This window comes from Actinomadura macra NBRC 14102 (genome assembly GCF_001552215.1).
Classification (GTDB): Bacteria; Actinomycetota; Actinomycetes; order Streptosporangiales; family Streptosporangiaceae; genus Spirillospora; species Spirillospora macra.
The window spans coordinates 289,911-315,338 of the sequence record NZ_BCQT01000004.1 but is presented as its reverse complement, the minus strand read 5'-3'; the positions used below and the strand labels follow the sequence as shown (position 1 = coordinate 315,338).

Below are 25,428 nucleotides of genomic sequence, written 5' to 3'. Positions count from 1 at the left end.
GCGGGGACGGCTCGCTCAGCTCCGAGCGGACGGACGTACAGGCGGGGGTGGTCATGGGGCAGGATGGACCCATGCCTTCTCGGGACTTTTCGTTGCACGGGGCCATTGACCTGGGGGCCCGCCAGGCCGCTGCCAGGAAGCAGCAGGAGCGCCAGGCCCAGGGCGGTGCGCCGGCGGGCGCCGCCGGCGGACAGTACGTCATGGACGTCACCGACGAGACGTTCAACACCGAGGTCGTGGAGCGGTCACAGACCGTTCCCGTCCTCGTGGACTTCTGGGCGGAGTGGTGTGGGCCGTGTAAGCAGCTCGGCCCCATCCTGGAGAAGCTCGCCGGCGAGGCGGCCGGCAAGTGGGTCCTGGCCAAGGTCGACATCGACGCCAACCCGCAGCTCGGCGCGTACATGCAGCAGATGGGCGTACGGGGCATCCCGTTCGTCGCGGTTGTCGTGGGCGGCCAGTTGCTGCCGTTCCTGAACGGCGCCGCCCCCGAGCAGCAGGTGCGCGAGGCCATTGACCAGCTCTTCGACGCGCTGCGCAAGGAGGGCATCCTCCCGGAGGGCGTCGAGGGAGAGCAGCAGCCCGCCCCGGCCGATGAACAACCCCAGCAGCCGGGTGTCGACCCGGTGTACGGGGCGGCCGAAGAGGCTTTGCAGAGCGGCGACCTGGAGGGCGCCAGGGAGGCGTTCCAGCGGATCCTCGCCTCGAACCCCCGCGACGGGCACGCCAAGCAGGGGCTCGGCCTGGCGGAGCTGAGCCTGCGCGTGCGGTCGCTGGACCCCGAGCGCGCGATTCGCGAGGCCGTCGAGAAGCCGGGCGACGTGCAGGCACAGATCAACGCGTCGGACGTGGAGATGGTGTCCGGCCGGATCGACGAGGCGTTCGCGCGCCTGCTGGCTGCGGTCCGGGGCAGCACGGGCGACGACCGGGACGCGGCGCGCAAGCACCTGCTGTCGCTGTTCGACCTCCTCCCGCCGGAGGACCCGCGGATCGCCAAGGCCCGGCGCTCGCTCCAGGCCGCCCTGTTCTGAGCGGCCGTGCGGTGATCCTTCCCGCCGGAAGCGCCCGGTGCCGGGAGCGCCCGGTGCCGGATGTGCGCGGGACGACGTTGTCCGGCGCGGAAACGGGCATGAATCGAGAGTGAACGTACGTGTTGTAACTATTTCGGCCACTTTCGGGGCGGGGGGCGGCACCGTGGGGCCGGCCGTCGCCGAGCGGCTGGGGCTGCCGTTCATCGACCGGGCCATTCCCGAGACCGTCGCCGGTGAGATCGGCTGCACTCTGGAAGAGGCCCTCGCCCACGACGGCCGGGCCGAACGCGGCATCGGGCGGATCCTCTCCGGCGCCGCGCGGCTGCCCAACGTCGCCCTCGGGGCCATGGAGGTCTACCTCCCCGACCGGACGGTCGTCCCGCCGGAGGAGTTCGTCGGGCACACCGAGAAGCTCATCACCCGGACCGCCGACGGTGGCGGGGGCGTGCTGCTCGGCCGGGCCGCCGCGGTGGTGCTGGCGGACCGCCCGGACGCGCTGCACGTCCGGCTGGACGGCCCGCGGGAGCGGCGGCTCGCCCTCGCCGCGTCCGAGATGCCCGGGCCGGCTGTCCGGAGCAGAGCACCGGGACGCGATGTTGAGCGTATGCTCGATGACAACGACCGCGCCCGCACGGCCTACGTGAAGCACTTCTACGGGGCCGACCCCGCCGATCCGCGGCTCTATCACCTCGTGATCGACACTACGAGGTTGCCCGCGCCCGCTGCCGCCGACCTGATCGTGACCGCGGCACGGGCGTGCTGAGCCGCCGGTGAGGCCGGGCCGCGGCCCCCGGACGTCCGTCCCGCCATGGGACGATACGCCCGGGACAGGACGTACCGGGTAGCAGAGGGAGCAAGTGTCGTGGCGAGCGTGCCCAGCGTGTCGTACTCCATCACCGTCCGCCTGGAGGTTCCGGCCGGCGGCAAAGCCGTCAGCCAGATCACCCACGTGGTCGAGAGCGCGGGCGGGATCGTCACGGCCCTCGACGTCAACACCGCGGGCCACGAGACGCTGCGCATCGACGTGACCATCGCCACCCGGGACACCCAGCACGCCGAGGCCATCGCCGGCGCGCTGGAGAAGATGTCCGACATCAAGATCCACAAGGTCAGTGACCGGACGTTCCTGATGCACCTCGGCGGCAAGATCGAGATGCAGTCCAAGGTGCCGCTGCGGACCCGCGACGAGCTGTCGATGGCCTACACGCCCGGTGTCGCCCGGGTGTCGCTGGCCATCGCGCGCAACCCCGAGGACGTCCGGCGGCTGACGATCAAACGCAACAGCGTCGCGGTGGTGACGGACGGCTCGGCGGTGCTGGGCCTCGGCAACATCGGCCCGGAGGCGGCACTGCCGGTGATGGAGGGCAAGGCGGCGCTGTTCAAGCGGTTCGCCGGGATCGACGCGTGGCCGATCTGCCTGGACACCCAGGACACCGACGAGATCGTCCGGACCGTCCAGATCATCGCTCCGGCGTTCGGTGGCATCAACCTGGAGGACATCTCCGCCCCGCGCTGCTTCGAGGTGGAGGCGCGGCTGCGCGAGCTGCTCGACATCCCGGTCTTCCACGATGACCAGCACGGCACCGCGATCTGCGTGCTGGCCGCGCTGACGAACGCGCTGCGCGTCGTCGGCAAGGACATCGGCGCCGTGCGGATCACGATGGCGGGCGCGGGTGCGGCGGGCACCGCGATCCTCAAGCTGCTGATGCACGCCGGTGCGCGGAACCTCGTCGTCTGCGACTACCGCGGGGCCGTCCACAAGGGCCGTGACGATCTGGACGAGTCGCTGCGCTGGATCGCCGGGCACACGAACGAGGACGGCTACGCCGGTGACCTGCGCGGCGCCGTGAAGGACGCGGACGTGTTCATCGGCGTGTCCGCGCCCGGCATCCTGACCGGCGACGACATCGCGACGATGACCGACGACGCCATCGTGTTCGCGCTCGCCAACCCCGAGCCGGAGGTCTCGCCGGACGAGGCGCGCGAGCACGCCTCCGTGGTCGCCACCGGCCGCAGCGACTACCCCAACCAGATCAACAACGTGCTGGCGTTCCCGGGCGTCTTCCGCGGGCTGCTGGACGCGCAGGCCGACGGCGTCACCCAGGACATGCTCGCGGCGGCGGCCAAGGCCCTCGCCGAGGTCGTCACCCCGGACGAGCTGGGCCCGAACTACATCGTCCCGAGCGTCTTCCACCCGGACGTGAGCAACCGTGTCGCCGGCGCCGTCCGCGAAGCCGCGGGCGGCCGCCCCCGCACAGAGGCGTAACGAACGGGGTCAGGCCGTCCGGGCGGATCTCTGGGACAGAACGGCTAGTCGGCCTTCTTCGTGAAGATCTGCTCGCGGCGGCGGGGCCAGATGCCGCCGTACCAGAAGATGATCAGACCGGTGAGCAGGAAGGCGCCGCCGGTCGCGGCACGTGCCCAGAGGACGTCGTTGTCGGGGCCGGTGTGGGGCAGCTTGTTCGGGGGTGTGGCGGGTGGCGCGGCGCCCGACTTCTTGCAGTCGGCCCGCAGCGTCCGGGTCTCGATTGGCTTGTTCTCCCAGGTGACCGTGACGCGGGTGCGGCGGTCCTCGCGGAGCGTGACGGTGACCGTCCTGGAGGAGTTCGCGGCGATCTGGCCGGGGATCGCGGCGGTGTCGTCGTTCTTCTCGATGCTGTAGTCCTCGCGCTGCGCCCCGGTGTTGCGGATGGTGACCTTCGCCTCACGTCCGGGACAGCTCACCGCTCCGATGTCGGCCGAGAGCGGCCGCGTGGACGTGGGCGGCTTGGTGGACGTGGACGGCTTGGGCGACTTGGACTGTTTGCCCTTCGACGTCGACGGCGACGGCGAGGCGCTTGAGCCGGACGGTGTCGGGCTGGCGGACGGCGTCGCGGACGTGGACGCCCTGGAGTCTGACGACGTGGCCTTCCACAGCGCGGGGACGGCGATGAGCGCCGCGATGACGAAGAACACGGCGGCGATGACGACCCTGGGCAACTGCATCGCGTTCCTCCCCGGCCCGCCTGGCACTGGCCAAGCGGGTGGCCGATGATCCTAGATCATTCTTAACCTAGGTCCTTGTCGTGCCGATATCCCCATCGATAGGAATGCGTAACAGGCTAACGAGCGGGGGGACGTGCCGCCGGGGGTCTGCGCAACGCATGATGGAGCCCATGGAAGACGGCATCCGGGTGGGTCTCCTGCTGGTCGCGACCCCCCAGCTCGACGATCCCAACTTCAGACGCAGTGTCGTCCTGGTGGTCGAGCATGACATGGAGGGGGGAACGTTGGGGGTTGTCCTCAACCGGCCGACGGAGGTTCCGGTCGATCAGGTGCTGCCTCCCTGGGCGGAGTTGGTGACGGGCCCGTCCGTGGTGTTCCAGGGCGGACCGGTGGCGCTCGACAACGCGCTCGCCCTGGCCCGCCTGCCCGGCGAGGACGAGCCGCTCGGCTGGCGCGCGCTCGACGGCGGGGCGGAGGTGTCCAGGGTCGGCCTCGTGGATCTGGACGCGCCGCCCGCGCTGCTGGCGCCCGAGCTGCTGCAGTTGCGAGTGTTCGCCGGGTACGCCGGATGGTCGTCCGGGCAGCTCCGCTCGGAGATCGAGGAGGGCGCCTGGTACCTGGTGCCGGCCGAGGCCGGGGACGTGTTCGCCGGCGACCCCGACCGGCTGTGGCAGACGGTGCTGCGCCGGCAGGGCGGCGATCTGGCGTTCGTCTCCACTTTTCCCGAGGACCCGACGCTGAACTAAGGTGTATCCCGTGAGCACGAAGATCCTGCCCGACAGTGACACCCAGAGCGATGTCAGGCCTGACCTCTCGCATGGCGACGGCGACCACGAGCGGTTCGCGCACTACGTGAAGAAGGCCAAGATCACCGAGAGTGCGGTGGCCGGTACGCCGGTGATCGCGCTGTGCGGCAAGGTCTGGGTGCCCAACCGGGATCCGAAGAAGTACCCCGTCTGTCCGGAGTGCAAGGAGATCTACGAATCCATGCAGCCGGGCAAGCAGGGCGACGAGTGACGGCCGACTGACGACCGGAGGCGCCGCGTCCCGTACGGGCGCAGCGCGTCTGACATGCCTGGATGATCCCGCGGTCGGCGGCTGACGGCCGGCCGCGGGATCTTCGCGTTTCCGCGAAGGACGTACGGGGGGAAGATGCGGCGGCTTGCCGTGGGTTCGCTATGCGCAGTGATGGTCACAGTGTGTGCTGGATCGAGTTCGATGGGTGATGGTCGGCTGAGACGGTTCGCGCCGGCCGCTCAGCGCGCGGATTGTGCGACGCCGGCCGCGCGTCTGGCCTCGCGTCCGGGGGCGACCAGGAAGGACGGGGACGACCTGGATCCGCGCCAGGTGGACGCCTTGCTCGCCGATCTGCGCCGCACGCTCCTGCACCGGTTCGGCACCTCCGACGAGGACCGGATCGACGCCGGCTTCCGGAGAAGAGGACGCCTGGTCGTCCCGGTGCGCTTCCATACGGTCGCCGGGGGGCGGCGGGGTCGGGTGCCCGCCTCGACGGTTCGGCGGCAGATATCCACGCTGAACGCCGCGTACGGGGGCGGAAGGGGTGGCGCCGACACGGGAATCAGGTTCCGCCTCGTCGGATACGACGTCACGAACAACCGCGCATGGTTCCAGCAACCGCGGCGGTACGAGGGCCAGATGAAGAAGCGCCTGCGCAAGGGCGGCCCGAGGACGCTGAACATCTTCACCGCCGCGGTGGGCAGGGACGTCCTCGGCTTTTCCACGTTCCCCCAGTGGTACGGCGGCAAGCCGCGCATGGACGGTGTCGTCATCGACTACAGGAGCCTTCCCGGCGGCCCCTACAAGCGTTTCAACCGCGGCTACACGGCCGTCCATGAGGTCGGTCACTGGCTCGGGCTGCTGCACACGTTCGAGAACGGATGTGTGCCGCCGGGCGACGGGGTGGCCGACACTCCGTACGAGGCGGAGCCTGTAGCGGGTTGTCCGGGCGTCAGGGACACCTGTCCGCAGGACGGTACCGACCCGGTGCACAACTTCATGAACTACGCCTTCGACTCCTGCATGCGGGGATTCACCGCAGGTCAGGGGCGTCGGATGCGGGCCTCGTGGGCCGCCTACCGCGACACCGGCCGGCGCGCGACCGGCGGGCCGGACGCGGCCCGGTGGGGTGTGGGTTCCGCCACGGGAACTGCCACCGCGGCGCGATTTGTCGGTGAGGCTCGGTAGCCTTCAATGACCGTGAGCACCTTCGCCGCATCGAGCATGCCCCCCGCATTCCCCGAGCGGGCCGCCTGGGGGACCGCGTCGTCCCTGCGTGCCTGGCAGCAGCAGGCGCTCGAGGCCTACTTCGGAGGCCCGCCGGAGCGCGCCGCCGACGGGCAGGGCGAGACCGACACCCGGCGGTCGGGGCCGCGCGACTTCCTGACCGTCGCGACGCCCGGTGCCGGCAAGACGACCTTCGCGCTGCGACTCGCGCGTGAGCTGATGGAGCGCCGCATCATCGGCGCGATCACCATCGTCTGCCCCACCGAGCACCTCAAGCGCCAGTGGGCCGAGTCGGCGGCCCGCGTCGGCATCAAGATCAACCCCGAGTACCAGAACGGGGACGGCCCGGTCGGCAAGGACTTCGACGGCGTCGCCGTCACGTACGCGACCGTCGCCGCGCGCCCGGCGCTGCACCGCAACCGCACCGAGTCCCGCAAGTCGCTGGTCATCTTCGACGAGGTCCACCACGCCGGCGACGGCCTGTCCTGGGGCGACGCCGTCCGGGAGGCGTTCGAGCCCGCGACACGCCGTCTCGCGCTGTCCGGCACGCCGTTCCGCACCGACATCAACCCGATCCCGTTCGTCCAGTACGAGGAGGGCCCGGACGGCGTCAGGCGCAGCCAGGCCGACTACACCTACGGCTACGGGCCCGCTCTGGCCGACGGTGTGGTCCGGCCGGTCATCTTCCTGGCGTACGCGGGCGAGATGCGGTGGCGCACCCGCGCCGGTGACGAGATCACCGCGACCCTCGGCGAACCCCTCACCCAGGACCAGACCTCCCAGGCGTGGCGTGCCGCGCTCGACCCGAAGGGCGACTGGATCAGGCAGGTGCTGGCCGCCGCCGACCGCCGGCTGACCGAGCTGCGGCGCGCGATCCCGGACGCGGGCGGCCTGGTGATCGCCACCGACCACGAGGCGGCCCGCGCCTACGCCAAGATGCTGCGCGCCGTCACCGGGCAGGGCGCGACGATCGTGCTGTCGGACGACCCGTCCGCGTCCAAGAAGATCAAAGCGTTCGGCGAGACCGAGGACCGCTGGATGGTCGCGGTCCGGATGGTGTCCGAGGGCGTGGACATCCCGCGCCTCGCGGTCGGCGTGTACGCCACGTCCACCAGCACGCCGCTGTTCTTCGCGCAGGCCATCGGGCGCTTCGTCCGGGCCCGCCGGCGAGGGGAGACCGCGTCGGTGTTCCTGCCGTCGGTGCCGACGCTGATGGGGCACGCCGCCGAGATGGAGACCGAACGCGACCACGTGCTCGACCGTCCCGTCCGCGAGGACGGCCTGGACGACGATCTGATCGCCGAGGCCAACCGGCAGCAGGACAGCCCCGACGTCGGCGAGGAGCTGCCGTTCGAGACGGTGGAGGCGTCCGCCACGTTCGACCGGGTCCTGTACGACGGCGGCGAGTTCGGCATGCAGGCCCAGCCCGGTTCGGCCGAGGAGGAGGAGTTCCTCGGCATCCCCGGCCTGCTGGAACCCGAGCAGGTGACGGCGCTGCTGCGCAAGCGGCAGGCGGAGCAGATCGCGGGGGAGCGCCGCAAGAAGACCGGCGATCCGCGCACCGACCGGACGGCCGCCGAGGACCTCGCCGCCCTCCGCCGCGAGCTGAACGGTCTCGTCAACGCCTGGAACCACCGCACCGGGCAGCCGCAGGGCGTCATCCACAAGCAGCTGCGCGACGCCTGCGGTGGCCCCGCCGTCCCCCAGGCGAGCGGCGAGGACATCCGCAAGCGAATCTCCAAGATCCGCGAGTGGGCCGCCAAACGGCGCTCGTGACCCACGGTCGACCTGGGCCGCGTCAGCGGCAGGCGGACGTGAGGTCCAGGGCCTCCCGGATGCGGGCGACGGTCTCGCCGGGGGTACCTGTGATGTGGGCGGTGAGGACGTTCTCGTTGGGGGACGGGAGCTCCAGATCGGCGAACTGGGAGTCCAGCAGGCCGGCGCTGAAGAAGTGGCCGCTGCGCTCCCTCATGCGCGCGGCGATGGTGTCGCGGTCGCCGTCCAGGAGCACGATGCTCACTTCGGGGCGCCCCCGCGTGAGCAGTTCGCGGTAGGAACGCTTGAGCGCGGAGCAGGTGACGACTCCGGGGTCGCCCTCGGCGAGGCGCTGGTCGATCCAGGCGGCGATCGAGCGGAGCCACGGAAGGCGGTCGGCGTCGTCGAGGGGCTGCCCGGCGCTCATCTTGGCGATGTTGGCGGGCGAGTGGAACGCGTCGCCTTCCGCGTAGTCCCAGCCGAGGCTCTCGGCGAGCATGATCCCGATGGTGGACTTGCCGCTGCCCGACACGCCCGCGACCAGGATCACGCGAGGTCCGTCTCTGGTGGTGTCCGGAGCGCCGGTGTCTGGAGTGCCGGCGTCTGGCGTGCCGGTGTCCGGTGTGGTGGCTGACATGGTCAGGCGCTCACCACCGGGTCGCCGGAGAGGGCGACACCCTCGTCCTTGAGCTCCGCCAGGGCGCGGTCCGTGGTGGGCCTGCCGACGCCGGCGGTGAGGTCCAGCAGGACGGCCGTCCGCAGGCCGGCGTGGACGGCGTCCACGGCGGTGGCCCGGACGCAGTGGTCGGTGGCGATCCCGACGACGTCCACGGCGTCCACCCCGCGCGCGCCCAGCCAGTCGGCGAGGAGCACGTCGTCATCGGACGCGCCTTCAAAGCCGCTGTAGGCGGCGGTCTCGCGGCCCTTGCTGAACACCGCTTCGATGGGGGCGAGGGCCAGGTTCTGGTGGAAGTCGGCGCCCGGCGTGCCGATCACGCAGTGCGGCGGCCACGAGTCGACGAAGTCGGGGGTCTCGGAGAAGTGGGCGCCGGGGTCCAGGTGGAAGTCGCGGGTCGCCACGATGTGCGCGTACTCCGGCCGGTGCGCGGCCATGTACTCGGAGATCGCCGTGGCCACGCCCGCGCCGCCGTCCACGGCGAGCGAGCCGCCTTCGCAGAAGTCGTTCTGCACGTCCACGATGATCAGAGCCTTCTTGCCCATGACCGCTCCTTGTACCGGTGTCTCCTCCAGGTGTCCCCCAACACGGGGACGCTACCCCAGTACACCCGCACTTCTGCCTGCGTGTTCCGGCTTTCGCCCGGACAGGGGCGGCGGCGCGGTCAGGCGTCGACGAACTCGGTGGGGACGGCCGGCTCGCCCTTGGAGAGCTGGAGCGCCGTCGGTGGCAGTTCCGCCACCGACCGCGCGTGGTGTTCCCGGGCCTCGCCGAGCGTCTCCCGGCCGACGATCTCACCGTCCCGCACCAGCGGAACCTGGAGGACACGATCACGGGGGCCGGGAGTGGGTTCTCCCGTCGAGACCGTCTCGGCGTAGGCGGTGCCACGCCCGTCGATGCGCCGGACGGCCGTCTTGCGGCCGCCCCGGCTCGGCTTGCCCGGGGAACGCTTGGCCACCGGACGCATCGGGGCGCCGGGATCGGGGGAGTCCGACCGGGCGACCAGCTTGTAGACCAGGGACGCCGTGGGCGCGCCGGAGCCGGTCACCAGGGACGTCCCCACGCCGTAGCCGTCCACGGGGGCCGCGCCGAGGGCCGCTATACCGAACTCGTCAAGATCACCGGTCACCACGATGCGCGTGTCGCGTGCGCCGAGGGAGTCGAGCTGATCCCGCACGCGACGTGCCATCACGCCCAGGTCGCCGCTGTCGATCCGGACGGCCCCCAGGGACGGCCCGGCCAGGTCCACCGCCGTCGTGACGGCCCGTTCGACGTCATAGGTGTCGATCAGAAGCGTGGTGCCCTCGCCCAGTGCGGCAAGCTGTTCCTTGAAGGCGTGCCTCTCGCTGTCGTGCAGGAGCGTGAACGAGTGTGCGGCCGTCCCCGCCGTGGGCACCCCGTAGAGGCGGCCCGCCTCCAGGTTGGACGTGGTGGCGAACCCGGCGACGTAGGCGGCGCGCGCCGACGCCACGGCGGCCCGCTCATGCGCCCGCCGCGACCCCATCTCGATGATCGGACGGCCGTGGGCGGCCTGCGTCATCCGGGAGGCTGCCGAGGCGATGGCGCAGTCGTGGTTGAGGATCGACAGCGCGAGGGTCTCCAGCAGGACCGCCTCCGCGAACGTCCCCTCGACCACCAAGATCGGCGATTCCGGGAAGAAACAGTCGCCTTCCGAATATCCCCAAATGTTCCCCGAGAAGCGGTATTTTTCCAGCCATTGCGCGGTGGGCTCGTCCACGATGCCGTTCGCCGTCAGGAACTCAAGCTCCGCCTGCTCGAACCGGAACGCCTCGATCGCGTCCAGCAGCCTCCCGGTGCCCGCGACGACGCCGTACCTTCGGCCGGCGGGCAGGCTCCGGGCGAACACCTCGAAGACGGCCCGCCGGCCGGCCGTCCCGCCGCGGAGCGCGGCCTGCAACATGGTGAGTTCGTACTGGTCGGTGAGCAGGGCAGTGCCGGCGCCAAGGTCCACAACTGGCACCTTACGGCCCACTGTGTGCACCATGGACGTGCAGGCCATCACACCCCGCCAGGCCGGGACGCATAGCATCGGGGGTCGGGTGGACCGACCTACCGGGGAAAGGGGAGACACGGCCAATGAGCGCCATGAGCACGGCGCCCGCGCCGGTCGAGCTGGAACGACCGGACGTCGCGGAGGACGTGAGCGCCGATCGGCCCTGGCTGGCGATCGTCTGGAACGACCCGATCAACCTGATGTCCTACGTCACGTACGTGTTCCAGACCGTGTTCGGCTACGGCAAGTCCAAGGCCGAGAAACTGATGCTGGACGTCCACCACAAGGGCCGGGCCGTCGTGGCCAACGGCACCCGCGAGGAGATGGAACGCGACGTGGAGATCCTTCACTCCTACGGGTTGTGGGCCACCGTGAAGCGGGACGACTGAGCCACTCATGAGTGATGTGAAGAAGACCCGCCAGGGTGTCAGGGTTCGGCTGGAGGCCGAGGAGACGGCGCTCGTCCGGGCACTGATGGAGCAGCTCATCGCGCTGCTGGGGGACGGGCCCGGCGCCGAGGAGGGGCTCGCGGACGAGCTCGCGTCGATGGGCATCGCCGAGGACGCCACCAAGTCCGACGATCCCGTCCTGGCCCGGCTCTTCCCGGATGCCTACCGGGACGACGGCGAGGCGGCGGGGGAGTTCCGCCGCTACACCGAGATGGGGCTGCGCGACGGCAAGCGCGAGGCCGCCAACACGGTCCTGAGCTCGCTCAAGGAGCCCCGCGCCGACATCATCCTCGACCAGGAGCAGGCGCAGGCGTGGCTGCGCGCGCTGAACGACGTGCGCCTGGCGCTGGGCACCCGGCTGGACATCGGCGAGGAGTGGTACGACGAGGCGTCGCGGCTCGACCCGCGTGATCCCCGTACGCCCATGTTCGCCGCCTACGACTGGCTCACGATGCTTCAGGAGAGCCTCGTCCGCGTCCTCTGGTAGCCGTCCTCTGGACAGCCGTTGGGTGGGGCGCCCTGCGCCCGTCCACACTCGGCCACTGCCCTCATTACGGATTGTCGAGACGGCTGTGCGGTCCGTGGCTACCGTTGTCCGCGAGGGAAGCCGGCGCCCGCCTGGACGGGCCGATGACACACTCGGAGGCCGCGATGACCGCCCACCGGAAGGCCGTCCGCGAGATGAAGCTCGGCGATCATCTGTGCCTGCTCTTCGACAACGACGAGGAACGGCGGTCGATCATGGCCGCCTACGTCCGGGACGGCGTCCGCGCCGGGCACAAGATCATCTACATCTCCGACGCCGTCCGCTCCGGGGACGTGCTCGACTGGCTGACCGGCGACGAGAAGGACGCCGTGATGCCCGCGGAGGGCGAGCGGGTCGACCTGGCCGAGGCGATGGAGGCGGGACACTTCGTCGTCCGGACCGCGGAGGAGACCTTCCTCGCCAGCGGGCGGTTCGACCCGCAGGAGAGCATCGAGCTGATGGCGACCGAGATCGATCTCGCGCTCGTCCAGGGCTACTCCGGGGTGCGCATCGCCGGCGAGGCGCGGTTCTCGCTGCGCCGCTGGCCCGGCACCGACCAGCACGGCGACTTCGAGCGGATGCTCGATGAGGTCTTCATGACCACCGACATCAAGGCGATGGCGATCTGCCAGTTCGACCGGCGCTGGTTCAACGCCGCCTACCTGGAGGAGCTGGAGTCCTGCCACATGGGGCGGGTGCGGGTGAACGACTACTACGACGACGGGACGCTGCGGATCACGCCGATCTTCAGCCCGCCGGGCGTGGAACTGTCGGGTGTGATCGACGGGGCGACCCGGCCGGCGGCCGAGAAGGTCCTCGCGTCGATCTCGACCCGTACCGGCCTGCTCTGTCTGGATCTCGGCGGCGTCACCGGCTGCGACGACGACGGGCTGCGCCTGCTGACCCGCGCCGACCGTCCCGACCTCGGCCCGAACCGGGGGTTGCTGCTGCGCGGCGTCCCGCCGGGGCTCGGTGAGCGGCTCCGCTCGTCCGGGCTGGTCGCGCGGCCTGGCGTGGCGATCGAGGACGGGCCGGGCTGAACGACGCGGACCCGCCGCCACCCGCTCCGGCGTGGCCGCCCTCGCCCGCCACCCTCGCCCGCCGCTCTCGTCCTGTTCGTCCTCCGTCGACCTGTCCGTCCCGCCTTGATACGTTGACCACTGACCGGCTCCCGAGGAGGTCGCATGGCGCACTCCAAGGCGGTCGGCGAGATGCTGCCAGGCGATCACGCATGCCTCGCCTACGACACCGACGCTGAACGCGACGCGATCATGGCGGCGTACGTCCGGGGCGGGCTGCGCGCCGGGCACGCCGTCGTCTGCCTGGTCGACGGCGATCCGGCGGAGTCCGCGGCCGGCCGGCTGCTCGCCGAGGCCGGCGCGGGCGCCGGTGCCGACCGGCTGATCGTTCTGCCTGCGGACGCGGACATCGCGGACGCGATCAGGGCCGTGACGCGCGCTGACGGTGCGGGCGCGCGTGTCCCGGGTGTGCGCGTCACGGCGGAGGCGTCGCCGTCCCCGCGCGGCTGGCCCGGCACGGAACCGTTCGCCGCGTTCGAGGACGCACTCCACAGCGCGGTCACCGCGCCCGGGTCGCGGGTCATGGCGCTGTGCCAGTACGACCGGCGCTGGTTCGGCACCGGGCACCTGCGCCTGGTGGACCAGCACCACGGCACGCGCGTCCGCGCCGACGACGTGTTCGACGACGGCGTTCTGACGATCACCCCGCTGTTCGCGCCGCCCGGGCTGCGGCTGTCCGGGGCGATCGACGAGTCCACCCTGCCCGCCCTGGTCGCGGCGCTGCGCGACTTCGACGCGTCCGCCGGGCCGGGCGGCGCGCACCTCTGCCTCGACCTGTCCCGGCTCGACTTCTGCGACCTGGACGGGCTGCGGACCCTGATCGAGGCCAACCGGACCAGCACCGTCCTCGACCGGCAGGTGATCTTGCGTTCGATGCCCGGCTGCGTGGAACTGATGCTGCGCGTGTCCGGCTGGGACACCGCGCCCGGTGTCGTCCGGGAGGCGGTCCGATGATCGCCTTCTCCTTCTCCGCGGAGCCGCCCGCCCGGCAGGCCGCCGACCCCGGTCCGGCCCTCGGCGAGCAGGGCCGTGACGTGCTCGTGCACCGGGCGCTGCCGTACCCGACGCGCGGCGAGTTCGCGCTCACCGCCGTCCCCTTCCTGCGGGCGGGGTGCCGCGCCGGCGACGCGGTGGTCGTCATCGCCGCGCCCGACACGGCCGCCCTCCTGCGCGAGCGGCTCGGCACCGGGACGGCCGCGCCGGTCGAGTTCATCGACTCCGCCGACTGGTTCCAGGGCCCGATGCACGCCCTGGCCTCCTACTACGACCGGACGCGCGCCGACTGGTGGCCGCGCGGGCGGCTCCGGCTGCTCACCGAGCCGGTCTGGGACGGGCTCACGCCGCTGGAGACCCGCGAGTGGAAGCGGCACGAGGCGATCCTGAACGTGGCGTTCGCCGGCACGCCGACCTCGATCATGTGCGCCTACGACGCGTCGGCGCTGCCCGGGCACGTCCTGGCGGACGCGGCCCGCACCCACCCCGAGATCGCCGGGCCGGACGGGGAGCGGCCGAGCGAGGGCTTCACCGACCCGGCCGCGTTCTACGCCGAGTGCAACGCCGTCCCGCTGCCGCCACCACCGTCGATCGCGGCCCGCAGGCCGTTCGCCGCCGGGGAGTTGCCCGGCGTGCGCGACTTCCTCGGCGCCGAAGCCCGCCGGCTCGGGCTCCCGAAGGAGCGCTCGCTCCCGTTCGTCCTCGCCGTGAACGAGGTCGCCACGAACATCATCCGCGAGGGAGGCGGCCGGGGCGCGCTGTGGCTGTGGGCCGAGGAGGGCGCGCTCGTCTGCGACGTCAGCGACCCGGGGCGGGCCCTCACCGACCGGTTCCTGGGCTACGCGCCGCCGCGCGGGCAGCGCGGCGGCGAGGCCGCGATGTGGGCCGTCCGGCGGCTGTGCCACATCGTGGAGATCCGCTCCGGCATGGACGGCACGCGCATCCGCATGCACGTCAAGCTCGGGTGAGCGGCGTGCGAGCAGGGTGCAGAGCGCCCCGCCGACGCCCGGTAGCCTTCACGTCATGCTGACGATCGAGCGTGCCCTGGTTGACCGGATCGTCGCGCATGCGCGCGCGGACCACCCCGACGAGGCCTGCGGCGTCGTCGCCGGCCCGATCGGGTCCGACCGCCCCGCCCGGTACGTCCCGATGACCAACGCCGAGCGCTCCCCGACGTTCTACCGCTTCGACTCCCTTGAGCAGCTCAAGGTGTGGCGCGAGATGGACGACCGGGACGAGGAGCCCGTCGTGATCTACCACTCGCACACCTCCACCGAGGCGTACCCGTCCCGGACCGACATCTCGTACGCGTCCGAGCCGAACGCCCACTACGTTCTCGTCTCCACGCGCGAGGCGGACGAGACCGAGTTCCGGTCGTACCGGATCGTGGACGGCGAGGTGACCGAGGAAGAGGTCACGGTCGTCGAGTCGTACGCCTGACCGTGGCGGGGAAGGGCCGGACGGCGGCCGGTAAACTGGTCGTCATGGGGACGAGCGGGCACAGGGCGGGCGCACGGCGCCGCATCCGTTCCGCCGTCGTGCCACCCGTGCAGAGCTATCTGTTCGGGCACTCGCGCGCCGCGGTCGTCTACGACTGTCTCTGACGCGCGGTACACGCCCGGAATTCCCCCGCGCCCCGCCCGGTTGTCACGCTGGGGCGGGAAGCCCCGTACGACCTAAGGAGATCATCGCGATGGCGATCGAGGTCCGGATCCCGACGATCCTGCGCAACCTCACCGACGGCGCCAAGGCCGTCGAGGGCAAGGGCGGCACGCTGGACGAGCTGTTCAGCGACCTGGACGCGCGGCACGCCGGGCTGCGCGCCCGGCTGGTGGACGACAAGGGACTGCGCAAGTTCGTCAACGTCTACCTCAACGACGAGGACGTGCGCTTCCTCGGCGGCCTGGAGACCGCGGTCGCCGACGGCGACAACGTGACGATCCTGCCGGCCGTGGCCGGCGGCTGACCGGCACCGGGACGAGCCGATCATGCGTTTCGACTCGCTGCTGGACTCGCTCGGCGGAACCCCGCTGGTCGGGTTGCCGCGGCTCTCGCCGTCCGCCGACGTCCGCATCTGGGCCAAGCTGGAAGACCGCAACCCCACCGGCTCGGTGAAGGACCGGCCCGCCTTCTACATGATCGAGAAGGCGGAGAAGGACGGGCTTCTCACGCCGGGCTGCACGATCCTGGAACCGACGTCCGGCAACACCGGCATCTCGCTGGCCATGGTCGCCAAGCTCCGCGGCTACCGCATGGTGTGCGTCATGCCGGAGAACACCTCCGCCGAGCGCCGCCAGCTGCTAGAGATGTGGGGGGCGCGGATCATCTCGTCCCCGGCAGCGGGTGGCTCCAACGAGGCCGTCCGCGTCGCGAAGGGGCTGGCGGCGGAGAACCCGGACTGGGTGATGCTCTACCAGTACGGCAACGAGGCCAACGTTCTCGCGCACTACGAGACGACCGGCCCGGAGATCCTCGCGGACCTGCCGTCGGTGACCCACTTCGTCGCCGGGCTCGGCACGACCGGCACGCTGATGGGCGTCGGCCGCTACCTGCGCGAGCACGTCCCCGGCATCAAGATCGTCGCCGCCGAGCCGCGGTACGGGGAACTGGTGTACGGGCTGCGCAACATCGACGAGGGCTTCATCCCCGAGCTGTACGACGACTCCGTCCTGACCAGCAGGTTCTCCGTCGGTTCCCGGGACGCGCTGCGCCGCACCCGCGAGCTGCTGGAGCAGGAGGGCATATTCGCGGGCATCTCCACCGGCGGTGCGCTGCACGCGGCCCTCGGCATGGCGGCCAAGGCCGTCAAGGCGGGCGAGCGTGCGGACATCGCGTTCGTCGTGGCGGACGGCGGCTGGAAGTACCTGTCCACCGGCGCGTACGGCGGCACGTTGGAGGAGGCCGAGGCGCGCCTCGAAGGCCAGCTCTGGGCGTGACCCCCGCCCACGACGCCACTCCCGCCCCCGACGGCACCCCCGGGCCGGGGACCGCTCGGATGGCGCGGTAGAGTCCGTATTCGAACAGGATTCTAGAATCGGGTCGGCGGGCCGCCGCCGTGGAGACGGGAGCGCGCATGAGCGGGTTCGGCGACGCCACCGCCGTCGAGCGGACCGGTGAGGGCCGCTACAAGACCGTCCTCCACGGGGACTACGGGTTCGCCGAGGCGATCAACGGCGGCTACCTCATGGCCGTCCTCGACCGCGCCGCCATCGATGCCTCCCCGCACGCCCACCCCGTCTCGACCGCGGCGACGTTCCTGCGCGTGGCCGGTCCCGGCCCCGCCGAGGTGATCGTCGAGCCGCGGAAGACCGGCCGCACCGCCGCCACGTCCCTGGTCACCCTCGTCCAGGACGGCCGGCGCGTCGTGGACGCGCTGATCACCACCGGCACGCTCGACGCGGGCACCGAGGCGTCCTGGGCCGGGCCCCACCCCGTCCCGTCGATCCCGCCGCTGGAGGAGTGCACCGACTTCCTCACCACGGCGGGCGAGCAGGGCTTCGCCGGCCAGATCGACATGCGTTTCGACGCCGCCACGATGGGCTGGATGGGCGGGCACCCGAGTGGCAGCCCCGAGATCCGCGCCTGGTTCCGCCTCCGCGACCCCCACGAGCCCGACGCGTTCGCGCTGGCCCTCGCCGTGGACGCGCTGCCGCCCGTCGCCCTCAACCTCGGCGCCAAGGGATGGGCGCCCACCGTCGAGCTCACCTGGCACATGCGGGCCGTCCCCGCCCCGGGCTGGCTCAGCCTCCACGGCACCGGACGGCTCCTGTCCGGCGGCTGGTTCGACGAGGAGGTCGAGGTCTGGGACTCCACCGGACGCCTCGTCGCGCAGAGCCGCCAGATCGCCCGCGAGGGGCGCTGACCGTCCCACCGAGCCTCGATCCGGCCCCGCACGGACGGATCACTCGTGAAGCGTTTCACCGGCGTTTCGCCCCGTACGGCGACCGCATCGCCCGCAGCACCCGTGAACTGCGCCTATTGCCGACGCGTGGCCATGTGATGTACGACGCATGACGCGCCTACCCGCGAGGAACTCGCCTAGCCTTATGCACCATGTCAGATTCACCAGGCAACGATTCGCCGATCGGCATCTTCGACAGCGGATTCGGCGGGCTCACCGTCGCACGGGCGATCCTCGACCAGCTGCCGAACGAGCCGATCGTCTACCTCGGTGACTCCGCGCGCCAGCCGTACGGGCCCCGTCCCATCGCGCAGGTGCGCGCGTTCGCGCTGGAGATGCTCGACCAGCTCGTCGACGAGGGCGTGAAGATGCTGGTGATCGCCTGTAACAGCGCCAGCTCGGCGATGCTGCGCGACGCCCGGGAACGCTACGACGTCCCGGTGATCGAGGTCATCAACCCCGCCACCCGGCGCGCCGCACGCGCCACCGGCAACGGGCGGGTCGGCCTGATCGCCACCGAGGCCACCGTCAACAGCCGGGCCTACGAGGACGCGTTCGCCGCCGCGCCGCACATCGAGCTGGTCAGCACCGCCTGCCCGCGGTTCGTCGAGTTCGTCGAGTCGGGCGTGACGATGAGCGAGGAACTGCTGGACGTCGCCCGCGTCTACCTCCAGCCGATCGTGGACGCCGGATGCGACACCCTCATTCTCGGCTGTACGCACTACCCACATCTGACCGGGGTCATCTCGTATGTCGTCGGGGACGGGGTCACACTGGTGTCAAGTGCCGACGAGACCGCCAAGGACGTGTATCGAGTGCTGCACGACCGTGGGCTCGCACGGGCGGAGTCGATGCCAGAGCCGTGTCACCGCTTCCGCGCGACCGGGGACCCCGAGGTGTTCGCCACGCTCGGCCGCCGGTTCCTGGGGCCGGAGATCGGGTCGGTGGAGACCACCCTGACCAAGGCTCTGACCACCTGATTCCTCGGGGACACAAGAGGAGGAGTGAGCGTGCGGGTCACTGTGATCGGCTGCTCCGGCAGCTTTCCGGGGCCGGATAGCCCCGCGTCCAGCTACCTGATCGAGGCGGACGGCTACGCCATGCTGCTCGACCTCGGCAACGGCGCGCTCGGGACGCTGCAGCGCTTCCACCCGCTGTACGAGATCGACTCCGTCTGCATCTCGCACCTGCACGCCGACCACTGCCTCGACCTGTGCGGCTACTGGGTCGCCCGGACCTACCGCCCGAGCGGCCCGCCGCCGCGGATCCCGGTGCACGGGCCCGAGGGCACCGCCGTCCGCCTGGCGAAGGCATACGATCTCGATCCCGACCCCGGTATGACCGGGACGTTCGACTTCGAGACGCTGCGCCGCGGACCGTACGACATCGGCCCGTTCCGGGTGACGACCGCGCTGATGCCGCACCCGGTCGAGGCGTACGCGTTCCGCATCGAGCACGGCGGCAAGGCCCTCGCCTACTCCGGCGACACCGGCGCGTCCGAGACGCTGGTCGACCTGGCCCGCGGCGCCGACCTGTTCCTGTGCGAGGCGTCCTTCCTGGACGGCCCCGGGCTCCCGTCGGAGCTGCACCTGACCGCGCGGGAGGCCGGCGAGCACGCCGCCGCCGCCGGTGTCGGAAGGCTTGTTCTCACGCACCTCGTGCCGTGGAACGACCGGGACGTCTCCCTCAAGGAGGCGAAGGCGAGCCACTACGACGGCGACGTCGAACTCGCGTACGTGGGCGCCGAGTACGACCTCTGAGTGCCGTTAAGGTGGGGCGCATGGCTCGCCCCGATGATCGCGCATCCGACCAGCTCCGTCCCGTCCGCGTCCAGCGTGGCTGGCTCGACCACGCGGAGGGGTCGGCGCTGATCGAGTTCGGCGGCACCCGGGTGCTGTGCGCCGCCTCCGTCCAGGAGTCGGTGCCCCGCTGGCGGCGCGAGAGCGGCCTCGGCTGGGTCACCGCCGAGTACGCGATGCTGCCGCGCGCCACCAACACCCGCAACGACCGCGAGTCCATCCGGGGCCGGGTCGGCGGACGCACCCACGAGATCTCCCGGCTCATCGGCCGTTCCATCCGCGCCTGCCTGGACTTCAAGGCGCTCGGCGAGAACACCGTCCAGCTCGACTGCGACGTCCTCCAGGCCGACGGCGGCACCCGCACCGCCGCGATCACCGGCGCCTACATCGCGCTCGCCGACGCGGTGTCGTGGATGCGGGGCCGCCGGCTGCTGCGGGGCGACCCGCTGATCACCTCGGTGGCGGCGGTCAGCGTCGGTGTGGTCGCCGGCGAGGCCCGCCTCGATCTGTGCTACGAGGAGGATTCGGCCGCCGAGACCGACATGAACGTCGTCTGCACCGGTGACGGCCGCTTCGTGGAGGTGCAGGGCACCGCCGAGGGCACCCCGTTCGACCGCGCCGAGCTGGACGCGCTGCTCGACCTCGCGGCCGGCGGCTGCGCCGAACTCACCCGCCTCCAGGCCGCGGCGCTCGCCACGTGACCCGGATCGTCCTGGCGACCCGTAACAGGGGCAAGGTCGCCGAGCTGCACCGCATCCTGACCGACATCGAGGTCGCCGGGCTCGATGCCTTCGCCGATGCCCCCGACGTGCCCGAGACCGAGCTGACCTTCGAGGGCAACGCGCTGCTCAAGGCCCGCGCGATCACCGCGCACACCGGCCTGCCCGCCGTCGCCGACGACTCGGGCCTGTGCGTGGACGCGCTGAACGGCATGCCGGGCGTGCTGTCGGCCCGCTGGTCGGGCCGGTTCGGCGCGGCGACCGGTGACAAGGACGCCGCCAACCTCCAGCTGCTCCTCGACCAGATCGCCGACGTCCCCGACGGCCTGCGCGGCGGCCATTTCGTCTGCGCCGCCGCGCTCGTCCTGCCGGGCGGCGTGGAGCACTGCGTCGAGGCGCGGATGCGCGGCACGATCGTGCGGACCCCGCGCGGAACCGGAGGTTTCGGCTACGACCCGGTCTTCCTCCCGGACGGTGAGTCCCGCACGACCGCCGAGATGTCCCCGGCCGACAAGGACGCGATCAGCCACCGGGGCCGTGCCTTCCGCACCCTCGCGGAGCTGCTCCCCGAAGCCCTGTCCGCCGCCGGACTGACCTGACCCGAGGAGAAAACCGGCAGGCGTGACAACCGCGGCACGGCGAGCGGGGGTTTATCGGGGTGTAAGGAAACTTCGCCTCGAGGAGCATCATGATCGACAAGGGTCGCATCCGCCGCTGGCCGGCGGTCGTCCTGGCCGGATTCAGCGGGACGGGTCTCCTGGCCGCCGGGATCTGGCTGGCCGCGGGGCCGGGCGGATCGCCGGAGGTGAGGCCGGTCGCCGCGCAGGGTGCGGTGGCGACGCGCCCACCCAAGCCCAGCCCCTCGCCGACCGACCCGGGCTGCCCGTCACCCTCGGCACCGCCGCGGCCGACCAAGAAGGCCGGCTTCGCCGAGCCGAAGGCCACCCCGTCGCACCCGCCCAAGCCCCGACCGACGGCCACTCCGTCGCGCCCGCCCAAGCCCCGACCGACGGCGACTGCGTCGCGCCCGCCCAAGCCCCGGCCCACGGCCACCAGGCCGCCCGGGGGCAAGCCGACCTGCGCGCCGGAGCCGACCGCTCCACCGTCCGCGGAGCCGACGCCGACCCCGACCGCCCCGCCGACGGGGAAGCCGACGCCGACCGCCCCGCCGACGGTGCGGCCGAGTCCGTCCCGGCTGTCGCCCACGCCGACGCCTCCGCGCGGCACCCCGAACGCGATGCCGCCCAGCCGGGGGTAGGTGCGGTCTGTCCACGTTGAGCACCCAGGAGCCCCGCGGTGCGGAGGTCACGTTCGAGGAGTTCGTGACCGCCACCGCGGGCCGCCTGCTGCGCACCGCCGTGTTCATGGTCTACGACCGGCACCTCGCGGAGGACCTGCTGCAGATCGCCTACGAGCGGGTCGCGCGGCGATGGCGTCGCGTCGCGTCGGGCAACCCCGAGGCGTACACGCGCCGGGTACTGGTCAACCTCGCGATCGACGAGAACAAGCGGCGGGCCCGCCGCCGGGACACACCGGTCGGTTCGGTGATGGACGTGGAACGCCTCGCCGCGGCGCCCCCGGTCGCGGGAATCCCCGGGGGCGACCTGGACGAGGTGCTCCGCGCGCTGCCCGCCAAGCAGCGTGCCGTGGTCGTACTGCGGTACTGGTGCGACCTGAGCGAACACGAGATCGCCGAGACGCTCGGGATCTCCCGGGGAACGGTGAAGAGCCACACCGCGCGCGCCATGGCGGCGCTGCGGGAGCACATGAGGGAGGGCCGGGCCCATGAGCGATGAGCTCGATGCCCTGCTGCGCGCGCACTACCGCGCGGCGGCCGACGAGATCCACGCCGGCCCGGAGACCGTCCGCCGCTTCCAGAAGGCGGGACGGGCGGCGGCGGCCTCGCCGGTCCGCGGCGTCCGGCGCTGGACGTTCCCGATCCTCGCGGCGGCCGTCACGGCCGCGGTCGTCATCGTGGCGGCCGTGCTCCTGTGGCCGGGCCGAGGGACCGGACGACAGGAGTCGCCAAGCCCCCTCGGCCCGCCGGCCTCGACCACCACGCCGCGCCCCCCGGTCACGCCCTCCTCGCCGCCGGAGCCCAGCGGTCCGACGAGCGAACCGTCGCACACACCGGACCCGAGGCCGACCGCCGCCCCACCGCCGCAAACCGTGACGCCGTCCACACCAGCGGCCCCCAAACCGACGCCGTCCAAAACGGGGAACTCCAAGCCGACGCCGTCAGGCTCACATCCACCAGACGCACGCCCGTCCGCGACGAGAACCCCATAGGCCGAGCCCGCCTAACAAGCGCGCCACCCCGCCCAGCAGGACAGAGGCCGTTGGATACGCCCGTCCGAGAGCAAGAGACCCGCAGGTTCAGAACCCTGCGGCAACCTCAACCGTCACGCGAAGCGATGTCGCGCTCGCAAATCATGGTCAAGGGGGCGAGCCGCCAGGCGAGCCCGCTTGGGCCGGGATTCAAAACAACATCGTCCAGCCGACGGTTTCCAGGACGGCGCGGAGCTGCGGCGACATACGGTCCAGGACGAGGCGGCCGGGGCCGGTGCGGCGGACGGCGATGTCGGCGAGGATGTTGATCGCGCCGAGGTCGATGAAGCCGAGACCCGCGAGGTCCAGGTGGATCTCGCGGGTGTTGTCGGGGGACAGCACCGAGGCCAGCGCCTGGTCGAGGACCGCGTGCCGGGACGCGTCGAGCTCGCCCGACAGTGACAGCCCGGCGGGCTGGAACGTTCGAACGATCTTCAGTACGGCGTCCTCGAACTCGGGGTCCGGCGCGGCCAGCACGGCGTGGCTCGCGCACAGCGCCTCCAGGTCGCTGCGGCGGCAGCGGCGCCGGTCGACCTGGCAGACTGCCGTGATGTGCGTGCTCGGCGGCACCGTCCGCTCCAGGTGCCGTTCGAAGACGAGCGTGCGTTCCAGGCCGTCGGGGGCGCGCAGGGCCGAGGTCAGGTCGGCGGCGATCCGGACGGCGCGCAGGCCCCGCCGTTTCGCCTGCGCGATCTCGGCGGCCAGCGCCCCGGCCGCCGCGCGTGGGTCGAACGGACTGCCGATCGGCAGGAACGTCAGGAGCCCGGCGGGCGCGTCCGGCGGCACGCCGGGAACGGCGTCCTTCACCGAGGCCGCCATGTAGACGACCTTCTCGCGGGCGAGGAGCCCGTCCCGGACGAAGGCCCCGGCGACGTGACGCTGCTCCTCCTCGTTGGCGTAGGCGAGCCATGCGTGGTCGCCGGGCCGCAGATCGCGGACCGGCCTGCGGACGGACCAGAGCGTCTCCATGACGTGTCCAGGTTACGACGGGTGAGCCGAGCGATGCGGTGAGCTTTCCGCCAGGGTTTTCCAGTATCTGAGACTTAGCGCGAAACAGGTCACCGTCGGACGCGCAGGCGTACGAAGGTGCCGTCCCACCCCGCGCGCAGTTCCATGAGGTCGACCAGGAGCCGGACGGTCCACAGGCCGAAGCCGCGTTGTAGTGCCGAGTCGGGAGGGATGAATCCGGTGAGCGGGCTGGGCTGCCAGAAGCCGTTGTCGCCGATCTCGCAGACGAGGTCGGCGTCGTCGCGCCACGTCCACAGGCCCATCGGCGGGATGCCGTGCTGGAGGGCGTTCGCCGCGACCTCGTTGACGGCGGTGATGAAGTTTTGCGCGGGTTGCCTGGCCAGCCCGTGCGTCAGCGCCCGCTCGGCGACGAACGCGCGCAACTCGTGCAGGTCGGTGCCTTTGATCGGCAGGTACTCCGCGCCGTCCGGGCGTCCCGGACGGCGGGCGCGGTCGCAGCCCGCCCCGAACGTCGCCGGGTCGACGTACTCCTCGTTGACGCCGTTGCGGCCGTCGTGCAGGAGCAGCGGATGCGTCCGCCGCGCCTCGTCCAGCACGTGCGGGGTCAGCTCGCCGCTGTCGTAGGGGCACAGCGCCCGCGCGCCCGACCCCGCGAACACGACGTTGATCAGCGACTCGTAGCGGATCCATTCCTGTGTCTGCTGCTCGTCCCACCCGTCCCAGACGGGTTCGGCGAGCGCGCACACGGTGCGCGGCATGCTCGTCGAGACGATCGTCTGGTAGTCGCGCAGAGTGTGGACGGGATGCTGGTAGAACACCGCCGAGTCGAAGTACTGGATCGTCTCCCCGTGCACGGTGAGGACGTCGCGCAGCGCGGACAGGTGGGGTTCGCGCACCACGGCGACGACGGCCTGGTCCTTCTCCAGCCCCGACTCCAGGTACGGGACGGCGACGGACAGGAACTCGTCGGTGCCCTTGTACAGGAACGCTCTGTGCTCCAGCGTCATCGGCCGATGCCCTCCGTCTTCGGGAGGGTGCCCTCGCTTCCCCGGGCCAGGCCGGGCAGCCGGTGCCAGCCCACCAGCTCGATGACGTTCTCCACGTCGGCTGGGAGGTGGTCGAGCACCAGGGCGTCGTCGGCGGGCAGCCCGGTGGCGTGCTGCGCCAGCAGGTTGAGCCCGCCGAGGTCGATGAAGCCGAGCCGGGAGAAGTCGAGGTGGACGCGCCGTCGGCCCTTGCCCACCTGGGTCAGCTTCTCGGCGAACACGGCGTGCCGGGCGGCGTCCAACTCGCCCTCGACGCGCAGCCCGTCGGGCTTGAAAGTGCGCACGATCTTCAAGATCCCGTCGTCGAATTCGGGGTTCACTTCCACCAGGACCTCATGGGTATCCCGTAGGGCGACCAGTTCGTCATGTGTGAGGGCGTGTTTGTCGACCTGGCAGATCGCCATCGCCATGGTGCTGGGCGAGACGGCGTCGCCGACGCGATGCTCGCAACCGAGCATCTGGTGCAGGCCGGCACGCCCGGGGCCGTGGAGCACCCAGCTGTGGTCGGTCGTCAGCCGGACGGCACGGAAGCCCTGGCCGAACGCCTCCTCGACCTCCTTGCCCAGCGTTTCGAGCATCATCGCGGGTGCGAACGCGCCGTGCCGATCGAGGCAGGCGTCCCGCCGCGGGATGACCCGCAGCTGGCCCGTCCTGGTGTAGGTGCCGATGTCGATCGGATGCCGCGGGTCGAACCCGGGCAGCAATTCGGCCGGCGCGTCCGTCACGTAGACGACCTTCTCGTTGGTGAGCAGGCCCTCCCGGACGAAGGTGCCGATGACACGATCGCGCTCCTCGGTGCAGGAGTAGGCCAGCCAGCCGTGATCTCCCGGCCGTACGGCGCTGACGGGTCGTTTGGCGAACCAGGGTGTCTCCATGGCCTGCCCATCGAGGTTGTCGCGGATCCGTCCAGCGTACGC

Annotated in this window: 30 protein-coding genes; 23 read left to right on the top strand and 7 right to left on the bottom strand. The window is 71.6% G+C overall.

All coding sequences use genetic code 11. From position 1 onward, the window contains the following. Positions 1–92: 92 nt before the first annotated feature. From AMA02S_RS06270 to AMA02S_RS06260, 3 genes are all read left to right on the top strand, one after another. Positions 93–1,028, top strand: coding sequence for a tetratricopeptide repeat protein (locus AMA02S_RS06270; RefSeq protein ID WP_084264715.1), 936 nt, complete (start codon positions 93–95; stop codon positions 1,026–1,028). 163 nt (positions 1,029–1,191) lie between these two features. Next, complete coding sequence (locus AMA02S_RS06265; protein ID WP_245667375.1) at positions 1,192–1,791, top strand: cytidylate kinase-like family protein; 600 nt, start codon at positions 1,192–1,194, stop codon at positions 1,789–1,791. A 99-nt stretch (positions 1,792–1,890) separates the two neighbouring features. Continuing rightward, complete coding sequence (locus tag AMA02S_RS06260; protein WP_067452976.1) at positions 1,891–3,294, top strand: NAD-dependent malic enzyme; 1,404 nt, start codon at positions 1,891–1,893, stop codon at positions 3,292–3,294. Between the two features lie 44 nt (positions 3,295–3,338). Here the strand turns inward: AMA02S_RS06260 and AMA02S_RS41410 are convergent, their stop codons facing one another. Continuing rightward, positions 3,339–4,013: a hypothetical protein gene (locus tag AMA02S_RS41410; protein ID WP_157430414.1), complete on the bottom strand. Its 675-nt coding sequence runs from the start codon at positions 4,011–4,013 to the stop codon at positions 3,339–3,341. 170 nt (positions 4,014–4,183) lie between these two features. Here AMA02S_RS41410 and AMA02S_RS06245 point away from each other — a divergent pair, with 170 nt between their 5' ends. The 4 genes from AMA02S_RS06245 to AMA02S_RS06230 all read left to right on the top strand — a co-directional run bounded on the left by AMA02S_RS06245 (position 4,184) and on the right by AMA02S_RS06230 (position 8,033). Beyond that, a complete protein-coding gene (locus AMA02S_RS06245) occupies positions 4,184–4,759 on the top strand; it encodes a YqgE/AlgH family protein (RefSeq protein ID WP_067452966.1) in 576 nt (191 codons plus the stop codon). Positions 4,760–4,769: 10 nt separating this feature from the next. After that, complete coding sequence (locus AMA02S_RS06240) at positions 4,770–5,030, top strand: DUF3039 domain-containing protein (protein ID WP_067453945.1); 261 nt, start codon at positions 4,770–4,772, stop codon at positions 5,028–5,030. Positions 5,031–5,360: 330 nt separating this feature from the next. Then, positions 5,361–6,218, top strand: a complete 858-nt coding sequence (locus AMA02S_RS06235) for a zinc metalloprotease (RefSeq protein WP_067452963.1) — start codon at positions 5,361–5,363, stop codon at positions 6,216–6,218. Positions 6,219–6,254: 36 nt separating this feature from the next. After that, a complete protein-coding gene (locus AMA02S_RS06230; protein ID WP_174550940.1) occupies positions 6,255–8,033 on the top strand; it encodes a DEAD/DEAH box helicase in 1,779 nt (592 codons plus the stop codon). A gap of 22 nt (positions 8,034–8,055) precedes the next feature. Here AMA02S_RS06230 and AMA02S_RS06225 read toward each other — a convergent pair whose 3' ends face one another. The 3 genes from AMA02S_RS06225 to AMA02S_RS06215 form a co-directional block, all read right to left on the bottom strand. Further along, positions 8,056–8,562, bottom strand: a complete 507-nt coding sequence (locus AMA02S_RS06225) for a gluconokinase (RefSeq protein WP_067452961.1) — start codon at positions 8,560–8,562, stop codon at positions 8,056–8,058. Positions 8,563–8,651: 89 nt separating this feature from the next. Then, positions 8,652–9,233, bottom strand: coding sequence for an isochorismatase family protein (locus tag AMA02S_RS06220; RefSeq protein WP_067452958.1), 582 nt, complete (start codon positions 9,231–9,233; stop codon positions 8,652–8,654). Between the two features lie 119 nt (positions 9,234–9,352). Then, positions 9,353–10,693, bottom strand: coding sequence for a nicotinate phosphoribosyltransferase (locus AMA02S_RS06215; protein WP_067453940.1), 1,341 nt, complete (start codon positions 10,691–10,693; stop codon positions 9,353–9,355). 101 nt (positions 10,694–10,794) lie between these two features. Between AMA02S_RS06215 and clpS the strand changes: the two genes are divergently transcribed. The 16 genes from clpS (at position 10,795) to AMA02S_RS41400 (ending at position 22,457) form a co-directional block, all read left to right on the top strand. Beyond that, entirely contained in the window at positions 10,795–11,091 is a 297-nt protein-coding gene (gene clpS / locus AMA02S_RS06210) for an ATP-dependent Clp protease adapter ClpS (RefSeq protein ID WP_067452955.1), read from the top strand. Positions 11,092–11,098: 7 nt separating this feature from the next. Beyond that, positions 11,099–11,638: a DUF2017 domain-containing protein gene (locus tag AMA02S_RS06205; RefSeq protein ID WP_067452951.1), complete on the top strand. Its 540-nt coding sequence runs from the start codon at positions 11,099–11,101 to the stop codon at positions 11,636–11,638. A 143-nt stretch (positions 11,639–11,781) separates the two neighbouring features. Beyond that, positions 11,782–12,717: an MEDS domain-containing protein gene (locus AMA02S_RS06200; RefSeq protein ID WP_067452948.1), complete on the top strand. Its 936-nt coding sequence runs from the start codon at positions 11,782–11,784 to the stop codon at positions 12,715–12,717. 144 nt (positions 12,718–12,861) lie between these two features. Continuing rightward, the gene (locus AMA02S_RS06195; protein ID WP_067452946.1) at positions 12,862–13,710 is read left to right on the top strand and encodes an MEDS domain-containing protein; all 849 of its coding nucleotides are present in this window, start codon (positions 12,862–12,864) and stop codon (positions 13,708–13,710) included. Next, positions 13,707–14,717 (top strand): sensor histidine kinase, encoded by a 1,011-nt coding sequence (locus AMA02S_RS06190; RefSeq protein ID WP_084264707.1) that lies wholly within the window; start codon positions 13,707–13,709, stop codon positions 14,715–14,717. The genes AMA02S_RS06195 and AMA02S_RS06190 overlap by 4 nt, the downstream gene beginning before the upstream one ends. 55 nt (positions 14,718–14,772) lie before the next feature. Continuing rightward, positions 14,773–15,189, top strand: a complete 417-nt coding sequence (locus tag AMA02S_RS06185) for a M67 family metallopeptidase (protein ID WP_067452943.1) — start codon at positions 14,773–14,775, stop codon at positions 15,187–15,189. A 253-nt stretch (positions 15,190–15,442) separates the two neighbouring features. Then, complete coding sequence (locus AMA02S_RS06180) at positions 15,443–15,715, top strand: MoaD/ThiS family protein (RefSeq protein WP_067452941.1); 273 nt, start codon at positions 15,443–15,445, stop codon at positions 15,713–15,715. 22 nt (positions 15,716–15,737) lie between these two features. Further along, positions 15,738–16,685 carry a PLP-dependent cysteine synthase family protein gene (locus tag AMA02S_RS06175; RefSeq protein WP_067452938.1) on the top strand — a complete coding sequence of 316 codons (948 nt, stop codon included), beginning with the start codon at positions 15,738–15,740 and terminating at the stop codon, positions 16,683–16,685. 137 nt (positions 16,686–16,822) lie between these two features. Beyond that, on the top strand, positions 16,823–17,611 hold the full coding sequence (locus AMA02S_RS06170; RefSeq protein WP_067452936.1) for a thioesterase family protein: 789 nt from the start codon (positions 16,823–16,825) through the stop codon (positions 17,609–17,611). Between the two features lie 191 nt (positions 17,612–17,802). Next, positions 17,803–18,630, top strand: a complete 828-nt coding sequence (murI, locus tag AMA02S_RS06165; RefSeq protein WP_067452933.1) for a glutamate racemase — start codon at positions 17,803–17,805, stop codon at positions 18,628–18,630. Positions 18,631–18,660: 30 nt separating this feature from the next. Then, on the top strand, positions 18,661–19,410 hold the full coding sequence (locus AMA02S_RS06160) for an MBL fold metallo-hydrolase (protein WP_067452930.1): 750 nt from the start codon (positions 18,661–18,663) through the stop codon (positions 19,408–19,410). 20 nt (positions 19,411–19,430) lie between these two features. Then, on the top strand, positions 19,431–20,150 hold the full coding sequence (rph, locus tag AMA02S_RS06155) for a ribonuclease PH (RefSeq protein ID WP_067452927.1): 720 nt from the start codon (positions 19,431–19,433) through the stop codon (positions 20,148–20,150). Beyond that, positions 20,147–20,767, top strand: a complete 621-nt coding sequence (rdgB, locus tag AMA02S_RS06150; RefSeq protein ID WP_067452924.1) for an RdgB/HAM1 family non-canonical purine NTP pyrophosphatase — start codon at positions 20,147–20,149, stop codon at positions 20,765–20,767. Before rph ends, rdgB begins: the two co-directional genes overlap by 4 nt. An 89-nt stretch (positions 20,768–20,856) precedes the next feature. Then, positions 20,857–21,426 (top strand): hypothetical protein, encoded by a 570-nt coding sequence (locus AMA02S_RS41405; RefSeq protein ID WP_067452921.1) that lies wholly within the window; start codon positions 20,857–20,859, stop codon positions 21,424–21,426. A gap of 16 nt (positions 21,427–21,442) precedes the next feature. Further along, on the top strand, positions 21,443–21,964 hold the full coding sequence (locus AMA02S_RS06140; RefSeq protein ID WP_067452918.1) for a SigE family RNA polymerase sigma factor: 522 nt from the start codon (positions 21,443–21,445) through the stop codon (positions 21,962–21,964). Then, positions 21,954–22,457, top strand: coding sequence for a hypothetical protein (locus tag AMA02S_RS41400; RefSeq protein ID WP_157430412.1), 504 nt, complete (start codon positions 21,954–21,956; stop codon positions 22,455–22,457). The genes AMA02S_RS06140 and AMA02S_RS41400 overlap by 11 nt, the downstream gene beginning before the upstream one ends. 189 nt (positions 22,458–22,646) lie before the next feature. Here the strand turns inward: AMA02S_RS41400 and AMA02S_RS06130 are convergent, their stop codons facing one another. From AMA02S_RS06130 to AMA02S_RS06120, 3 genes are all read right to left on the bottom strand, one after another. Then, positions 22,647–23,465, bottom strand: coding sequence for an MEDS domain-containing protein (locus AMA02S_RS06130; protein ID WP_067452912.1), 819 nt, complete (start codon positions 23,463–23,465; stop codon positions 22,647–22,649). Between the two features lie 89 nt (positions 23,466–23,554). After that, positions 23,555–24,472, bottom strand: coding sequence for an anti-sigma factor RsbA family regulatory protein (locus AMA02S_RS06125; RefSeq protein WP_067452909.1), 918 nt, complete (start codon positions 24,470–24,472; stop codon positions 23,555–23,557). Then, a complete protein-coding gene (locus tag AMA02S_RS06120) occupies positions 24,469–25,386 on the bottom strand; it encodes an MEDS domain-containing protein (protein ID WP_067452905.1) in 918 nt (305 codons plus the stop codon). The genes AMA02S_RS06125 and AMA02S_RS06120 overlap by 4 nt, the downstream gene beginning before the upstream one ends. Between the last annotated feature and the right edge of the window lie 42 nt (positions 25,387–25,428).

Bases quoted from the DNA above. Each gene is read 5' to 3' on its own strand.
- AMA02S_RS41410 (WP_157430414.1), bottom strand. From the start codon at position 4,013: ATGCAGTTGCCCAGGGTCGTCATCGCCGCCGTGTTCTTCGTCATCGCG.
- AMA02S_RS06245 (WP_067452966.1), top strand. From the start codon at position 4,184: ATGGAAGACGGCATCCGGGTGGGTCTCCTGCTGGTCGCGACCCCCCAG.
- AMA02S_RS06230 (WP_174550940.1), top strand. From the start codon at position 6,255: ATGCCCCCCGCATTCCCCGAGCGGGCCGCCTGGGGGACCGCGTCGTCC.
- AMA02S_RS06220 (WP_067452958.1), bottom strand. From the start codon at position 9,233: ATGGGCAAGAAGGCTCTGATCATCGTGGACGTGCAGAACGACTTCTGC.
- AMA02S_RS06215 (WP_067453940.1), bottom strand. From the start codon at position 10,693: ATGGTGCACACAGTGGGCCGTAAGGTGCCAGTTGTGGACCTTGGCGCC.
- clpS (WP_067452955.1), top strand. From the start codon at position 10,795: ATGAGCACGGCGCCCGCGCCGGTCGAGCTGGAACGACCGGACGTCGCG.
- AMA02S_RS06205 (WP_067452951.1), top strand. From the start codon at position 11,099: ATGAGTGATGTGAAGAAGACCCGCCAGGGTGTCAGGGTTCGGCTGGAG.
- AMA02S_RS06200 (WP_067452948.1), top strand. From the start codon at position 11,782: ATGACACACTCGGAGGCCGCGATGACCGCCCACCGGAAGGCCGTCCGC.
- AMA02S_RS06195 (WP_067452946.1), top strand. From the start codon at position 12,862: ATGGCGCACTCCAAGGCGGTCGGCGAGATGCTGCCAGGCGATCACGCA.
- AMA02S_RS06190 (WP_084264707.1), top strand. From the start codon at position 13,707: ATGATCGCCTTCTCCTTCTCCGCGGAGCCGCCCGCCCGGCAGGCCGCC.
- AMA02S_RS06185 (WP_067452943.1), top strand. From the start codon at position 14,773: ATGCTGACGATCGAGCGTGCCCTGGTTGACCGGATCGTCGCGCATGCG.
- AMA02S_RS06180 (WP_067452941.1), top strand. From the start codon at position 15,443: ATGGCGATCGAGGTCCGGATCCCGACGATCCTGCGCAACCTCACCGAC.
- AMA02S_RS06175 (WP_067452938.1), top strand. From the start codon at position 15,738: ATGCGTTTCGACTCGCTGCTGGACTCGCTCGGCGGAACCCCGCTGGTC.
- AMA02S_RS06170 (WP_067452936.1), top strand. From the start codon at position 16,823: ATGAGCGGGTTCGGCGACGCCACCGCCGTCGAGCGGACCGGTGAGGGC.
- murI (WP_067452933.1), top strand. From the start codon at position 17,803: ATGTCAGATTCACCAGGCAACGATTCGCCGATCGGCATCTTCGACAGC.
- rph (WP_067452927.1), top strand. From the start codon at position 19,431: ATGGCTCGCCCCGATGATCGCGCATCCGACCAGCTCCGTCCCGTCCGC.
- AMA02S_RS41405 (WP_067452921.1), top strand. From the start codon at position 20,857: ATGATCGACAAGGGTCGCATCCGCCGCTGGCCGGCGGTCGTCCTGGCC.
- AMA02S_RS41400 (WP_157430412.1), top strand. From the start codon at position 21,954: ATGAGCGATGAGCTCGATGCCCTGCTGCGCGCGCACTACCGCGCGGCG.
- AMA02S_RS06130 (WP_067452912.1), bottom strand. From the start codon at position 23,465: ATGGAGACGCTCTGGTCCGTCCGCAGGCCGGTCCGCGATCTGCGGCCC.
- AMA02S_RS06125 (WP_067452909.1), bottom strand. From the start codon at position 24,472: ATGACGCTGGAGCACAGAGCGTTCCTGTACAAGGGCACCGACGAGTTC.
- AMA02S_RS06120 (WP_067452905.1), bottom strand. From the start codon at position 25,386: ATGGAGACACCCTGGTTCGCCAAACGACCCGTCAGCGCCGTACGGCCG.